The sequence below is a fragment of the Providencia burhodogranariea DSM 19968 genome (assembly GCF_000314855.2).
Classification (GTDB): Bacteria; Pseudomonadota; Gammaproteobacteria; order Enterobacterales; family Enterobacteriaceae; genus Providencia; species Providencia burhodogranariea.
In genome coordinates, this window is sequence record NZ_KB233222.1 from 1666878 (window position 1) to 1681368 (window position 14491).

Below are 14491 nucleotides of genomic sequence, written 5' to 3' on the forward strand. Positions count from 1 at the left end.
ATCAGAATCAGTAGTCTAATACCCGTTTTAAACTGTGCATAGTTTAAAAATCATTTTGTGATTATGGTTAAAACAATTATCCAATGCTATGTTAGTGCCACAGACTGCAAGTCTCAGAGGAGTAATTATGCTTAAGAAAGTTTTTGTCGGTGTTGTAGCAGTCGTTTTATTATCTGGCTGTGTCAATACCAGTACACTTTCTGGTGATACTATTTCAGCTAGCGATGCGAAACAAGTACAAACCGTTACTTACGGTACTATACTGAATGCTCGCCCTGTTACTATCCAAGCTGGTAACGATGAAAATGTTATCGGTGCAATCGGTGGTGCAGTATTAGGGGGTCTACTAGGTAACACTGTCGGCGGTGGTACTGGTAAAACTCTTGCAACGGCTGCTGGTGCTATTGCCGGTGGTTTGGCGGGGCAAGAAGCTCAAAGTGCGCTGAATAAGAGCCAAGGTGTACAACTAGAAATTCGTCTTGATAGCGGCAAAAATATTGTCGTCGTTCAAAAACAAGATCCAAGTGCTTTCCGTTCAGGTCAGCGCGTAATGATTGCGAATAGTGGTGGCACAGTAACTGTTTCCCCACGATAGTATTAGAGTATGTTCACCGGTGGTATCCCCGGTGAACATATCTTTTTTAATTTAGGCTAAATAATGCCAGTTATGAATTATATCAATTTATTTATCAATACCTCATATGACTCAAATATTTCCATCTATTTTACAAACTTTATACTAACTTCAATATTAATGAATAATTGAAAATCCGTGGGAAACTAGGCGAATATCAACCATTGCCCTATTTTGATTATTATTTCGAACTGTATTTTTTCCACTTATTAAAAAACAGTTAATTTAATGATGTCATGTTTTCATTTGATTTCAAAGCTATAATATTATGATTAACTATTATCACTAATAAACCAGTTAAACTTAAGTAAATTTAACACTAATAATAAACTCAGTTGATAATTGAATTTCAACTTAATTGATTCATCCATAACAATCAGAAAAAATCATTTGTTATATAAATAATTAAAGTTTGAATAATAAACTAAGATTATTGATAAATTAATTATAAATCTCCTTGCAAACGAAAAATGTTTTTCTCTAATTTTAATAGTATCAATGAAAGTTGGCTAAGTTCATCTTGTGTTATATTTTCCAATATTTCTTGGCGAGTATTATCAATAACTGCATCAACAGTTTTGATAAAAGGCTCAGATTCATCAGTCAGCTTTATTCTTTTAGCTCGCCTATCATTTACACAAGTATGACGTGAGATCAGTTTTTTTTCTTCTAACTGATCTAGTGTTCTTACTAACGATGGCTGTTCAATACCAATAGCCTTTGCAAGCTGAATCTGAGACTGCTCCGGCGGTAATTGACTTATATTATGTAACGTTATCCAATGTGTTTGAGTTAACTTAAGTGGTTTCAGACGATGATCAATCAATGACCTCCACATCCGCACAACTCGTGATAAATCGGTTCCTATTTGTGACTCCAATGTTCCCTCCTTATTATAAAATTATCTTGCCCAATAAATAAACAAACTTTAAATTATTTTGTAAATTATATATTCACTTCCTCTTGCTGTGACAACTAATTATTAAAATAAACCATAATAAATACCTATTTCTAGTCATCGCCAATCATTTTATTTGTGATTTCAATCACAAGTAATACAGATGCAATTTATATATTAAAATTGACTTTATTCACTAAGATAAACGATTAATTATCTTGTTAATAAGAATAGCCTCACTCTCCTCTCGAATCTATCTATTTTAACCCTTATAGTAATTACAATTAACAATTAAAAATCCAATGCCAGATTAACCCTTTAAAAACAATAAAATATAGTTATTCTTAAAATTATATTCTTTTTAGTCATGTTATCTTTATTGAATCAATAATTCCAACGGAAAATTAATACCAAAATCAAATAATAGGATTGACTATAGCAAAATAATTTGACTTTAACTAATTTATGATTTTATTATATGTAAATTAGATAACTTATCAATAAAACAAAAAACTAAGCTATTATTCATTTATACTAAAATATTTTGAAAATTCTGTAGGTCACTAGAATAATAATGTAATGATACTATTTAGTTAAACAACATCAACAACTGGGTATTTTGACGTATGATGATTATTTAAAAGAGTTCTTGCTGAGTTGAGGAAATGTCGTCTTCTACATCCCTTACTATCGTTGCTCTAATATAACGCTGGCGGCATAACCGTAAAACATTGCGCTTTTGTGCGTCCGTATATTTTAGCCATTCAAAGCGCTCGTCACGAGAACGAAAACATCCGCGGCAGTAACCTTGCTCATTCGTTTGACAAATTGCACGACATGGGCTTTGAATTTCAAAAAACTCAAGCTGTTCTATCATATTCATGCCCTCTAACTAGGATCTGGAATTGATGATATACTCCACTAACATAATTATATCTATCATTTGCCTAAAAAATAAACCTCTTTCATTGTGTTAAATGCATTAAGCGCGTTATATTAATAACGTTAAAACGATTCAGTTTCACTCAGTTACTTTTAAGGGAGTTTATATGCGCTTACTACATACCATGTTACGAGTAACAGACATGCAGCGTTCGATTGACTTTTATACTAAAATATTGGGAATGCGTCTTTTGCGTACTAGCGAAAACCCAGAGTATAAATATTCATTAGCATTCGTAGGTTACAGTGACGAAAGTGAAGGTGCAGTTATTGAGCTGACCTATAACTGGGGAGTAGATAGTTACGAGTTAGGTACCGCTTATGGACATATTGCTCTGGGTGTCGACAATGTCGCTCAAACTTGTGATGATATCCGTAATGCAGGAGGTAATGTCACTCGTGAAGCAGGTCCAGTTAAAGGTGGAACAACTGTTATCGCTTTTGTCGAAGATCCTGATGGCTACAAAATTGAGTTGATTGAAAACAAAAGTGCGAGCAAAGGCTTAGGTCATTAATCGAGCCATATCCAATATAATTCGAGATGAGTGTGGTGGCAAAGCAGATATCGTCGGAATGTGATCACTATGTAATTCAGGCAACTAAGATAACGCCTACAAACATACAACTCGAAGTATAGCGGGTATATTATTTTATTATTTAGGCAATTTTCAGATTGCCTAAATAATACATTGCGTTTACCTACAAAATTTTACTGGTTTTGGCATAATAGATACCAACCAGCAACTTTAATATGAAAGTCTAATGTCTGATAAAAATAATCCTAACTCTCTGGTTAACCGCTTCAGGGGCTATTACCCTGTTGTCATTGATGTTGAAACAGGCGGATTTAACGCCAAAACAGATGGCCTACTTGAGATTGCTGCCATCACGCTGAAGATGGATAAAGATGGTTGGTTATCTTCTGATGAAACTCTCCATTTTCATGTTGAGCCGTTCGAAGGCGCAAATTTAGAACCCACTGCCTTAGCTTTTACGGGCATTGACCCAACAAATCCTTTACGTGGTGCAGTTAGTGAATATGAAGCACTTCATGCTATTTTTAAAATGGTGCGTAAAGGTATGAAAAAGACCGATTGCAATCGTGCTATTATTGTTGCACATAATGCGACATTCGATCATAGCTTCGTTATGAATGCTGCGGAACGATCTGGCTTAAAAAGAAACCCCTTTCATCCTTTTGCTACTTTTGATACTGCAGCTTTAAGCGGACTTGTTTTCGGGCAAACGATTTTAGCCAAAGCCTGTGCTTCAGCTGGAATTCCATTCGATGGGAAGCAAGCACATGGCGCCCTATATGATACTAACCGCACAGCTCTTCTTTTTTGTGAGCTGGTTAATAAGTGGAAAAAATTAGGTGGTTGGCCATTAGCTGAACAAGAATAATCGTTAGTATTTTTGATCTAAATAACATATTAGTCTAAAAATAAATCGACCCCCAGTAGTTGGACAACCAATTACTGGGGGTCTTTTTAATAAGAATTTATTACGAAACTAACCTACTCCGCATTAGTCTCATCAGCTGGACGATGCTTGTCTGCTGTTTCTTTAATTAGCGATTGCAGTTCACCACGTTGATACATTTCCATGATGATATCGCATCCGCCAACCAATTCCCCGTCAACCCATAGCTGTGGGAATGTTGGCCAGTTAGCATATTTTGGTAACTCGGCACGGATATCAGGATTTTGCAGAATATCGACATAAGCGAAGCGTTCACCGCAACCAGATAGAGCCTGTACTGCCTGAGCAGAAAAGCCACAGCTTGGAAGCTTTGGAGAACCTTTCATATAGAGCAGAATTGGGTTTTCTTTAATTTGGCGTTCGATTCTTTCAATTGTCGTCATTTTTACTTCCTTAACATTAATATGATTAGCATATTTATTATATATCAATTGGTTAGATATAATTTAGCCCAAAAAATATACTACATAATACTACATTCCACTCTAAATACATTAATAAGTTAGGTGGTGATTTCGAATGAAAAAAGAGGGGGCAACCCCCTCCTTTTGATTTGTTACTATTGTGACTAATTTATGATTCAAGTCAAATGAATCTACTGACTTCATTTTTCTATTTTTACGTTACAGTTTAGACATCATCGCTCGCGCACAAAACAACTCTCAAATTGCATAGCATAATAGTACAGCTGGAAAATTGTATTTGCATGTTTTACAGCTCCCTGCGATTTCTAGGGCTGATCGATATCTTGGTAAATCGGGTTTGAATCGCCAGACAACAGCTGGTAGTGGGTAACACTAAAAACAAACGACTATGTGCGTTTACTCTTGGCAAGTAAATACGAAGTAATGACACATTAGTTGCTAATTTGACAAGAACCTAACAGGAGATATTAGATTTCATATATATTTCGGTTAAGTTTAGTTATTCAAACTAATTTACTCAACGACTTATTATAAGAGTAATGTGATCTTTAAAAATAAAATTAAATCTTTCGGTCGATAGCATGCATTTATCATAGAGCTTGGTTTACTAACGAGGCAAAGGGAGCTGATTTAATTTGCTGAAGAAAAACCACATTAATGATAAGAGCGAGCTTCTGCTCACCCTCATCTTCTTTATCTTAAATTAAACAAATAAAATTAAAAAATATGTACAACTAGAGTAACGATTAAAGCTAAAGAACCACACGCAGCTAATAATCCAAATTTTAAATCTGTATCCATAAGTTTCTCACCCATACAAGAAAGAACAATTTGCCAGCAAAATAACCATAATTTGTATATAGTTATATCAGTATGACATGACAATCAACAAAAACCAGTGCCTATATCACAGGTTATAACATCAATTATTTCTTTTGTTTTTGCGCTAGATCAGACAAAATTCATAACAAATCGCTAAATTATTGCCAGCTAAGGCTCAATGCCTCAATATGTTGGTAATTTTTAACAAGAATTCATAACAAGACCGGTTATTGGTCAGGAGTTTTTTTCCCCCATGGCAACGATTAAAGATGTGGCAAAGCGCGCTGGCGTTTCAACCACAACCGTATCCCATGTAATTAACAAAACGCGCTTCGTAGCCGATGATACTAAGGCTGCTGTTTGGGCTGCGATAAAAGAACTCAATTATTCACCAAGTGCAGTTGCACGTAGTTTGAAAGTCAATCATACCAAATCGATTGGTTTACTAGCGACATCAAGTGAAGCGCCTTATTTTGCCGAAGTCATTGAGTCCGTAGAAAATAGCTGTTATGAGAAAGGCTATACACTAATTTTATGTAATTCTCATAATAACATAGGTAAACAACAAGCTTATTTACAGATGCTTGCCCAAAAACGGGTTGATGGTCTGCTAGTCATGTGCTCTGAATACCCAGAAAAATTGATTAGTATGTTAGAAGACTACCGTAATATTCCAATGGTTGTTATGGATTGGGGAACTTCACGTGGTGATTTTACCGATAGCATTATTGATAACTCCTTCCATGGTGGTTACCTTGCAGGCCGTTACTTAATTGATCGCGGCCATCGAGATATCGGTATCATTCCGGGGTCACTAGAACGAAATACAGGGATTGGCCGATTGACTGGCTTTCAAAAAGCCATGGAAGAAGCAAAAATCACATTACCCAAAGAATGGATTGTTCAAGGCGATTTTGAACCTGAGTCTGGCTATAAAGCCATGATGCAAATTTTGAATAATAAACAAAAGCCTACAGCTGTATTCTGTGGTGGAGATATTATGGCCATGGGCGCTATTTGTGCCGCCGATGAAATGGGCCTGCGTGTTCCCCAAGATATTTCGATCATTGGTTATGATAATGTTCGTAATGCACGTTACTTCACACCGGCTTTAACAACGATTCATCAGCCTAAAGAACGCTTAGGCCAGATGGCATTCACTATGCTACTTGACCGAATTGTTAACAAGCGTGAAGATGCACAAACAATTGAAGTACATCCACGTTTAGTTGAACGGCGCTCAGTCGCTGATGGGCCATTCATCGATTATCGTCGCTAACTTAAGGCGCTAACCATTCAGCGTTGAGTGTTTCACTATCTCCAAGATAATCAAGCAACCAACTCAACGCTGGTGAAGTATTTTTTTCTACCCATGTAAGACAACAAGGGCTCGGAGGAAAAGGTTGAGCCAATTGAAGTTGTACGAGTTTATCTTCCTTGCACAAAGGTGCTGCACGATGTTCAGGTACCATACCAACGCAGAGTTCATTCACCAAACACGCTATACCATTTTCCCAAAATGGTACAACTAATCGACGTTGATTATCCAACGCCCATGTATCTCGCTTAGGTAAGTTCTTCGACGTATCTTCCAGACATAAACTTGGATAAGCACGCATTTGATCATCCGTTAATCTTTCATCTAGCTGAGCTAAAGGGTGATTTGGACTTGCAACACATAGCCATGACATAAATCCCATATCGCGAAAACTATAACGCTCACCAATAGGTGATGCACGGGTAGCACCGATTGCGACATCAACTCGTCCATCCGCAAGCGCATCCCAGACACCGTTAAAGACTTCTGGATGAATATACAATTCAATATCTGGAAAATGTCGATAAAAATCAAGAATGAGCTGCTGTGTTCGTTGAGGTTTCACAATGCAATCGACCGCAATACTGAATTGACCTCGCCAACCATTTGCTGCTTGTTGGCACTGGTGACGTGTCTGTATCATTTTTTTGATAACAGACCGACCCTGCTTAACAAAGATTTCGCCAGCTTCGGTTAAAATAACATCTCGGTGACGTCGTTCAAATATTGGCACGGCTAACCATCCTTCTACTTGCTTGACAGTATAGCTAATTGCAGAAGGAACACGATGTAACTCCTCTGCTGCACCACTAAAACTACCCGTTCTTGCCACTGCATCAATGACTTCGAGTGCATGAGCTGACCACATAATTTTTCCTTTCAAAAAATTTGATAGCAAGATCCAAATATTACCGTTTCACATAGTAAAAAAACAGCCTATACAATAGGGTATCTGTTAACATTTTTGTAAATTCTAAATAAGTAAGCCACTATGACAAATACTGCGACGAAAAATTCCCCAGGCTTTATGCTCTACCTAGCTGGTTTGAGCATGTTAGGGTTTCTAGCCATCGACATGTACCTGCCTGCTTTTGGGCCTATGCAAACCGCATTAAATACCTCTGAAGGGGCAATCAGTGCTTCACTTAGTATCTTTTTAGCTGGATTTGCTTTCGCTCAACTTTTATGGGGTCCACTATCAGATAAACTTGGTCGCAAGCCAATATTGATTGTAGGTTTATCCATATTCATCCTTAGCTGCTTAGGCATACTTTGGGTTACTGATGCAACACAGCTACTCATTTTGCGCTTTTTACAAGCTGTTGGTGTCTGTAGTGCAGCAGTTCTCTGGCAGGCATTAGTCATCGACCGCTATGATGCTGAAAGAGCACAAAAAGTGTTTGCTTCGATCATGCCTCTAGTTGCTCTTTCTCCTGCTTTAGCTCCGTTACTTGGTGCATGGGTGTTAGAACATTATGATTGGGAAATTATTTTTGTCATTCTAATGGCTGTTGGTATCGTATTGTTACTTCCGACACTGTTATTGAAAAAAATCACCGTAAACAATTTTAATGGCGATCTAACAGCTAAAGAATCTGTTTCATTCCTTAAATTACTAAGTTCACGCGTTTTTAGTGGTAACGTTTTAATTTATGCAGCTTGTAGTGCAGGCTTCTTTGCTTGGTTAACTGGGTCACCTTTTATTCTCCGTAACATGGGTTTTAATCCAGCAGATATTGGCTTAAGTTATATTCCACAAACTCTTGCATTTATTGTTGGGGGCTATGGCTGCCGTTTTATATTAATAAAAATGCGTGCTGAAGTTTTATTTCCTTTATTATTAATTGGTTATGCAGTTAGCATGTCCATTCTGTTTTTGATGGCGATTTATACCACACCTACGCTGACAATGATCTTAATACCATTTTGTTTTATGGCAGCAATGAATGGAGCCTCTTACCCAATTGCTGTTTCAAAAGCGCTCAGCACATTTCCACAAGCTAGTGGTAAAGCCGCAGCATTGCAGAATTCATTACAACTTGGGTTATGTTTTCTCGCCAGTTTATTAGTTTCAGCATTACCATTTGAACCATTATTAGCAACAACGGGTGTGATGGCCGTGACCTCTATCCCAATGATTATTGGATATTTCATGCAATATACAAAACTTTCAACTAAATTGAATAGTGAAGAGCAAGAATATCAGACTGAATAACTAAACCTACTATCAGCCACTACTCAGTAGTGGCTGATTTTCACTCAAACAACTCATTAGTGTAACATTCTAAAATCATTAGCTCTTTATCTGATACTTCAATTATACGTCTTGACTACAATTCATCGAATTTCTTCCCAAAGTGACATTTTTCGCTATTGTTAAATAAAAATATCACTTCTATACTCCAATTATACTTGTTCAAAAGTAATCTTTTGTTTGATTGCTATCTGGTTACTTTAATGTGGCATGTGCCGATATTGGCGCGTTCCTATTTTTTGTGAAGCTATTCTTCACTGTTGCGGCACTTACACTAGGCTAAAAAAGACTATCTCAAAAACCTTCATCTCAAGTTGGAGAGCATATGAGCACGTGTGTAGATGAAAACAAAATTTCAAATTGGCAAAGAATTGCAGAATCTTTATTAAATCAGGCAGGAATAGAAATTAATGGCTCCCGGCCGTTTGATATTCAGGTGCACAATCAAGACTTCTTTAAGAGAGTTTTGCAAAAAGGTTCCCTTGGCCTTGGAGAAAGTTATATGGACGGCTGGTGGGACTGTGAACGTTTAGATATGTTCTTCCATAAAGTACTGCTTGCCAAGCTCGATACAAAATTACCGAATAATTTCACTGATATAATGAAAATTGCTATTGCGCGTCTGCGTAATTTGCAAACTCAAAAACGTTCTTGGATCGTTGGAGAGGAACATTATGATTTGGGCAATGACCTTTTTACTCTAATGCTAGACCCTTACATGCAATATTCATGTGGTTATTGGCATGAAGCGACAACGCTTGAACAAGCACAAATTAATAAACTAGATTTGATTTGTCGAAAATTACATATTGAGCCGGGCATGCGTTTATTAGATATAGGCTGCGGATGGGGTGGATTTAGTGCATACGCTGCTAAGCATTATGGAGCATCAGTGACAGGGGTTACAATCTCTAAAGAACAACAAAGATTTGCCCAAGAACGTTGCAAGAGCCTAGATGTTAATATCATTTTGCAAGACTACCGTGAATTAGATGATAAATTTGATCGCATAGTTTCTGTCGGCATGTTTGAACATGTAGGTCCTAAAAATTACGCGACTTATTTTGACGTAGCACGCAGGAATATCAAAGAAGATGGCTTATTCTTGCTACATAGCATTGGCTCGAATACAAATAAAGTCAATGTCGACTCATGGATCGGTAAATATATTTTTCCTAATGGAGTGTTACCCTCAATTCAAAATATCGGCGAAGCTAGTGAGGGAAAATTCATTATGGAAGACTGGCATAACTTCGGCGCTGATTATGATACGACATTAATGGCATGGTATGAGCGCTTCTTAGATAATTGGCCTGAACTCAGCGAAAATTACACACCTCGCTTTAAACGTATGTTTAGTTATTATTTGAACTCATGCGCAGGTGCTTTTCGTGCAAGAGATATTCAGTTATGGCAGATACTATGGAGCCCAAATGGCGTCAATCGAGGGATCCGAGTGCCACGATAATCGTAAAACAATTGGGCGTTGCCAGCCAATTTACAGGGACTATCGCTAAAGCATATTTCTTAATTTTTGAGCCATAAAACTGTGTATCTGAAATGTCTTCTATTGAGTTAGATACCTAACTTAATGAGGACATTTTATTTTATATAATGCCCCGAAAAGATATTAAAATTAATGTCACTCATTAATTTTAAATGCGCCCTCCGACTTTCAACTTTGAAAATTTAATGATATTTAGATATTTCATGAACCGATTAATTTCCTAAGCTCATGAAGAGTTGAGGTTATTAACTCATCAGTACAATTGTTACTCATAGATCAACCCAATAGAAATTGCCTTACTTTAATCAAGTTAGATATCAAAATAGTATTAAATAGTACATTAGTATTATTTTTGTTAGTCTTTCGACTAAAATGTTATCATTAGCGAGCCAAATAACTTAACGTGTGTAACTCATGCTCAAACAGTACTATCCGCCGGCTGAATTAAATAGCTTTATTAGTTCAGTTTTGATTATCAAGAAATGGACATCACCGATTAAAATTTTCCCTGGTACCGGTGCGGAAATTTGGGTTTCATCCAAAGAGCTGTCCCTGTCTACTGAGCATCACCAGCAGATAAGTAAATACCTATTGGTTATCCCTCGCGTTCATACATTTACCGCTGAGCCTAATAACGAAAAGCTGATGGTACTACGAGTTAGGCATGATGCTGTGCGTTTTTTGCTTCCAGAGAGAACCTTAACTTATACCGATAAGCCAACCTCTCTTTCAGATATATGGCAAGATCCTTGGTATGAAAGCTTGTCTAACTCTTCTTTTAAAGGTTTGCTTGATTGCTTTATAGCGACAAAAGCATTAAAACAACCTCAGTTAATTGATGAGATACTGTCTATCCTTTATCGCAACCCAACTAAAAAAATTAACGATATCGTCGAAGAAACGGGATATAGCGCACGTTTTATACAAAAAGAATTTTTAAAAGAATACGGTATTACCCCAAAAAGGTATCAGATTAATTGCCGGTTAGAGTATTTACTCAAAACCATGCTGAAAGAACAGGATACCTATAGTTGGCTCGAAACAGGCTATTACGATCAGTCTCATTTCAATCGCGATTTTAAACGTTATTTTACGATGACTCCCTCTGCTTTTGTTAAATCAACTTATTCGTTTTTTTACAATACAAAAGCCAAGCACTCTTTATGATAGTTCGTAATATGCATAAGGAGAATGGAATGAGTATTATTGTGTATGCACAAATCACGACGGAAAATAAAAACGGATTTTTAACTAAAGATATTATCAAAAATTTAGCTAAGCTAAGTCGACGTGAGCAAGGATGCATTAAATATGACCTTTTCACTAAAGAAGATGGGTACATCGTTTTTGAGGAATGGGAAAGTAGTGACGCTCTAGAAATGCATAAAAAAACAGAGCATTTTAAACAATTAGTAGACGCCATTGAACGTGACAATGCGACTATTTCGATAAACTTCAGTGAGAGCTAAGTTTCATAACGCTCACGAATTCAAGACATAATAAGCATATTAGCTTTCAGAAATAGATATTACTCTTTTCTTGATGTTGTAGCATTCACAGTGCTAGGCTGTTTAGATGCAGATTTATTATCTGCATCCTATATCACTTCATGTCAAAATATTAATGCTAACCTTGGGTTCTAATTTTCTTCGCCCTGCACCGCTGCTTTATGTGATTTTTTCTCCTGCTCTTTTTGTAGCAATACTCGCTCTACTGTATCGACTATTGCTTGAGTTTGTGGGTCAATTTCAATATTAACTTTGTGTCCTAGGCTTTTTTTACCTAGAGTTGTTCTTGATAACGTTTCCGGGATTAAATGAACACAAAAACGATTATTAATCACATCCCCCACCGTTAGACTAATGCCATCAATTGCAACAAATCCTTTATGTAAAATATACTTCATTAAGGATTTATCATAGATGGATAACCACACTTGATGATTATCTTCTGACGTGAATATCTTGCTGATTTCAGCGGTAGTTATAATATGCCCAGAAACAACATGCCCACCAATTTCATCACCATACTTCGCAGCTCTTTCAATATTGACGACATCACCAACTTGAAGCTCACCGAGGTTAGTTAACCTCAGAGTTTCTTTAATTAAATCAAAACTGACTTTGTCACCATCTATTTCTGTTACCGTTAAACAGCAACCATTATGTGCCACGGAAGCACCTGTTTCTAAACCAACGAGTAGCTCCGGTGTAAATTTCATCACATGGGTACGAAAGTTAGCTCTTTCCGTAACCTCAATAATTGGGGCAGTCCCCTGAACGATGCCTGTAAACATAATGACTCTCAGCGCGGTGGATTGATAGGCTCAGTTTACCTGACATTTTTCAGAGATCTATCTAATTTGAGTGGTTTCATTTTCTCGCCAACTAATTTATTTGCGGTAACTATAGTTATCGATAATTGATTTTATTTGTCATTCATATCTAAGGGTCATTGGCTAAAGTTACTAAAAGAGTTAAAATAAAAAATTAGCATTAACTATTTGATTTATCAAAAATCATTAACATTTCTTTCCATTATTATTTTATTCAGTTTTTATAACTTTAAAGGTGTATGCGTGCAGAAATATTTTACAGAAGCGCGTAGCTTGCTAGCTCTCGGGATCCCGATTATTCTTGCTCAATTTTCACAAACTGCGATGGGTTTTGTGGATACAGTAATGGCAGGAAGTGTCAGTGAAACTGAAATGTCAGCAGTTGCAGTCGGTTTTTCAATCTGGCTGCCAGCTATTCTTTTTGGCCAAGGACTTCTAATGGCATTAACGCCAATTGTTGCTCAAATGAACGGTTCTGGTCGCCGAAATTTAATTGGTAATCAAATTCAACAGGGACTTTGGTTAGCGTTCTTCCTCTCACTTGGCGTTATTTTCTTGCTTTATAATAGCAAGTTGATCATTAGTAATATGCCGCATATTAATGAAGAATTAGCTGATAAATCAGTTCGTTTCTTGCATGCAATTATGTGGGGGGCGCCAGGTTATTTATTCTACCAGGTCTATCGAGGGCAATGTGAAGGCTTATCCAAAACCAAGCCGGGTATGGTCATTGGTTTCCTTGGGCTAATGGTGAATATCCCGATTAACTACATCTTTATTTATGGTCATTTCGGTGCGCCTGCGTTGGGTGGTGTCGGTTGTGGTGTTGCTACAGCATCGGTTTACTGGGTAATGTGCCTAATGATGCGCTGGTACGTAAGAAAAGCTGCATCACAACGTGATATTAGCGCAACTAAGCGGTTTGCTCCCCCTAACCCTCTTATTATGAAGCGTATTTTTGTTTTGGGTGCACCTATTGGCTTGGCATTGTTCTTTGAAGTTACGTTGTTTGCAATTGTCGCATTGCTAGTTGCGCCATTAGGTGTTGTGGCCGTTGCAGGTCACCAAGTTGCACTTAACTTTAGCTCTGTGATGTTTATGTTCCCGTTATCATTAGGAATTGCAGCAACTATTCGCGTAGGTTATAACCTTGGGCAACAATCAACTGAAGCAGCCAAAGTCTCATCTTATACCAGTTTAGTGGTCGGATTATTGATTGCTAGCTTTACCGCGATCCTCACCGCAACTTTCCGCGAGCCTATCGCTTTGATGTATAACAAGAACCCTGAAGTGGTTGTGCTTGCATCAAGCTTAATGTTATTTGCTGCAATTTATCAGCTTTCAGATTCTGTGCAAGTTATTGGTGCTGGAATTCTACGGGGTTATAAAGATACACGCTCTATCTTCTTTATCACCTTCGTTGCTTATTGGCTTTTAGGATTACCTGCTGGCTATATCCTCGCCTTAACTGATATCCTATTCCCTGCAATGGGACCTAAAGGATTTTGGATTGGTTTTATTATTGGCCTCAGTGCAGCCGCAATTGGAATGGCTGCTCGTATCTGGTGGATCCATAAGCAACCTGATAGCGTTGTGTTATTACGATCAACACGATAACTGACGATAATATAGGCAATTTATTCTCTTGGGGAATGTATCTTTGTTCAAGTCGCTTTAAATACGAGCAAACTCGCACGAAAATACATTTTTCCCCTTGCCAGAACGGCAACAGAAAGTTAATATTCGCCCCGTTGTTAGCCAGACCGTTTTAAAACGCGTCCGTAGCTCAGTTGGTTAGAGCACCACCTTGACATGGTGGGGGTCGGTAGTTCGAGTCTACTCGGACGCACCATTTAAAACGTTAACGAAATTAT

14 protein-coding genes and 1 tRNA gene are annotated in these 14491 nt (G+C 37.4%); 10 read left to right on the top strand and 5 right to left on the bottom strand.

Going from position 1 to position 14491, the window contains the following annotated elements; translation table 11 throughout:
- The first annotated feature begins 127 nt into the window (after positions 1-127).
- Positions 128-595: an outer membrane lipoprotein gene (locus OOA_RS07075; RefSeq protein WP_008911459.1), complete on the top strand. Its 468-nt coding sequence runs from the start codon at positions 128-130 to the stop codon at positions 593-595.
- Positions 596-1079: 484 nt separating this feature from the next.
- On the opposite strand, the gene slyA is transcribed toward OOA_RS07075, so the two are convergent.
- A complete protein-coding gene (gene slyA / locus OOA_RS07080) occupies positions 1080-1514 on the bottom strand; it encodes a transcriptional regulator SlyA (RefSeq protein WP_008911460.1) in 435 nt (144 codons plus the stop codon).
- A gap of 655 nt (positions 1515-2169) precedes the next feature.
- Entirely contained in the window at positions 2170-2409 is a 240-nt protein-coding gene (locus tag OOA_RS07085; protein WP_008911461.1) for a DUF1289 domain-containing protein, read from the bottom strand.
- A 172-nt stretch (positions 2410-2581) separates the two neighbouring features.
- On the opposite strand from OOA_RS07085, the gene gloA reads away from it, so the two are divergent.
- Positions 2582-2989 carry a lactoylglutathione lyase gene (gloA, locus tag OOA_RS07090; RefSeq protein WP_008911462.1) on the top strand — a complete coding sequence of 136 codons (408 nt, stop codon included), beginning with the start codon at positions 2582-2584 and terminating at the stop codon, positions 2987-2989.
- Between the two features lie 247 nt (positions 2990-3236).
- Positions 3237-3878 (top strand): ribonuclease T, encoded by a 642-nt coding sequence (rnt, locus tag OOA_RS07095; RefSeq protein ID WP_008911463.1) that lies wholly within the window; start codon positions 3237-3239, stop codon positions 3876-3878.
- A 113-nt stretch (positions 3879-3991) separates the two neighbouring features.
- On the opposite strand, the gene OOA_RS07100 is transcribed toward rnt, so the two are convergent.
- Entirely contained in the window at positions 3992-4339 is a 348-nt protein-coding gene (locus OOA_RS07100; protein WP_008911464.1) for a Grx4 family monothiol glutaredoxin, read from the bottom strand.
- 1117 nt (positions 4340-5456) lie between these two features.
- Between OOA_RS07100 and purR the strand changes: the two genes are divergently transcribed.
- Complete coding sequence (gene purR / locus OOA_RS07105) at positions 5457-6482, top strand: HTH-type transcriptional repressor PurR (protein ID WP_008911465.1); 1026 nt, start codon at positions 5457-5459, stop codon at positions 6480-6482.
- Between the two features lies 1 nt (position 6483).
- Here the strand turns inward: purR and punR are convergent, their stop codons facing one another.
- A complete protein-coding gene (gene punR / locus OOA_RS07110; protein ID WP_008911466.1) occupies positions 6484-7389 on the bottom strand; it encodes a DNA-binding transcriptional activator PunR in 906 nt (301 codons plus the stop codon).
- A gap of 123 nt (positions 7390-7512) precedes the next feature.
- Here punR and punC point away from each other — a divergent pair, with 123 nt between their 5' ends.
- The 4 genes from punC to OOA_RS07130 all read left to right on the top strand — a co-directional run bounded on the left by punC (position 7513) and on the right by OOA_RS07130 (position 11751).
- Positions 7513-8736 (top strand): purine nucleoside transporter PunC, encoded by a 1224-nt coding sequence (gene punC, locus OOA_RS07115; protein WP_008911467.1) that lies wholly within the window; start codon positions 7513-7515, stop codon positions 8734-8736.
- A 364-nt stretch (positions 8737-9100) separates the two neighbouring features.
- Complete coding sequence (cfa, locus tag OOA_RS07120; RefSeq protein ID WP_008911468.1) at positions 9101-10243, top strand: cyclopropane fatty acyl phospholipid synthase; 1143 nt, start codon at positions 9101-9103, stop codon at positions 10241-10243.
- Positions 10244-10696: 453 nt separating this feature from the next.
- Entirely contained in the window at positions 10697-11449 is a 753-nt protein-coding gene (locus OOA_RS07125) for a helix-turn-helix transcriptional regulator (RefSeq protein ID WP_008911469.1), read from the top strand.
- Positions 11450-11478: 29 nt separating this feature from the next.
- Positions 11479-11751: a putative quinol monooxygenase gene (locus OOA_RS07130; RefSeq protein WP_008911470.1), complete on the top strand. Its 273-nt coding sequence runs from the start codon at positions 11479-11481 to the stop codon at positions 11749-11751.
- Positions 11752-11921: 170 nt separating this feature from the next.
- Here OOA_RS07130 and OOA_RS07135 read toward each other — a convergent pair whose 3' ends face one another.
- Positions 11922-12578: a riboflavin synthase gene (locus OOA_RS07135; RefSeq protein WP_008911471.1), complete on the bottom strand. Its 657-nt coding sequence runs from the start codon at positions 12576-12578 to the stop codon at positions 11922-11924.
- 282 nt (positions 12579-12860) lie between these two features.
- Here OOA_RS07135 and OOA_RS07140 point away from each other — a divergent pair, with 282 nt between their 5' ends.
- Both OOA_RS07140 and OOA_RS07145 read left to right on the top strand, forming a co-directional pair.
- Positions 12861-14234, top strand: a complete 1374-nt coding sequence (locus OOA_RS07140) for an MATE family efflux transporter (protein WP_008911472.1) — start codon at positions 12861-12863, stop codon at positions 14232-14234.
- Positions 14235-14392: 158 nt separating this feature from the next.
- A tRNA-Val gene (locus tag OOA_RS07145) sits at positions 14393-14469 on the top strand.
- The last annotated feature ends 22 nt before the right edge of the window (positions 14470-14491 follow it).

Excerpts from the sequence above, each read along its gene's own strand:
- OOA_RS07075 (WP_008911459.1), top strand. The coding sequence starts at position 128 with ATGCTTAAGAAAGTTTTTGTCGGTGTTGTAGCAGTCGTTTTATTATCT.
- OOA_RS07085 (WP_008911461.1), bottom strand. The coding sequence starts at position 2,409 with ATGATAGAACAGCTTGAGTTTTTTGAAATTCAAAGCCCATGTCGTGCA.
- gloA (WP_008911462.1), top strand. The coding sequence starts at position 2,582 with ATGCGCTTACTACATACCATGTTACGAGTAACAGACATGCAGCGTTCG.
- rnt (WP_008911463.1), top strand. The coding sequence starts at position 3,237 with ATGTCTGATAAAAATAATCCTAACTCTCTGGTTAACCGCTTCAGGGGC.
- OOA_RS07100 (WP_008911464.1), bottom strand. The coding sequence starts at position 4,339 with ATGACGACAATTGAAAGAATCGAACGCCAAATTAAAGAAAACCCAATT.
- purR (WP_008911465.1), top strand. The coding sequence starts at position 5,457 with ATGGCAACGATTAAAGATGTGGCAAAGCGCGCTGGCGTTTCAACCACA.
- punR (WP_008911466.1), bottom strand. The coding sequence starts at position 7,389 with ATGTGGTCAGCTCATGCACTCGAAGTCATTGATGCAGTGGCAAGAACG.
- punC (WP_008911467.1), top strand. The coding sequence starts at position 7,513 with ATGACAAATACTGCGACGAAAAATTCCCCAGGCTTTATGCTCTACCTA.
- cfa (WP_008911468.1), top strand. The coding sequence starts at position 9,101 with ATGAGCACGTGTGTAGATGAAAACAAAATTTCAAATTGGCAAAGAATT.
- OOA_RS07125 (WP_008911469.1), top strand. The coding sequence starts at position 10,697 with ATGCTCAAACAGTACTATCCGCCGGCTGAATTAAATAGCTTTATTAGT.
- OOA_RS07130 (WP_008911470.1), top strand. The coding sequence starts at position 11,479 with ATGAGTATTATTGTGTATGCACAAATCACGACGGAAAATAAAAACGGA.
- OOA_RS07135 (WP_008911471.1), bottom strand. The coding sequence starts at position 12,578 with ATGTTTACAGGCATCGTTCAGGGGACTGCCCCAATTATTGAGGTTACG.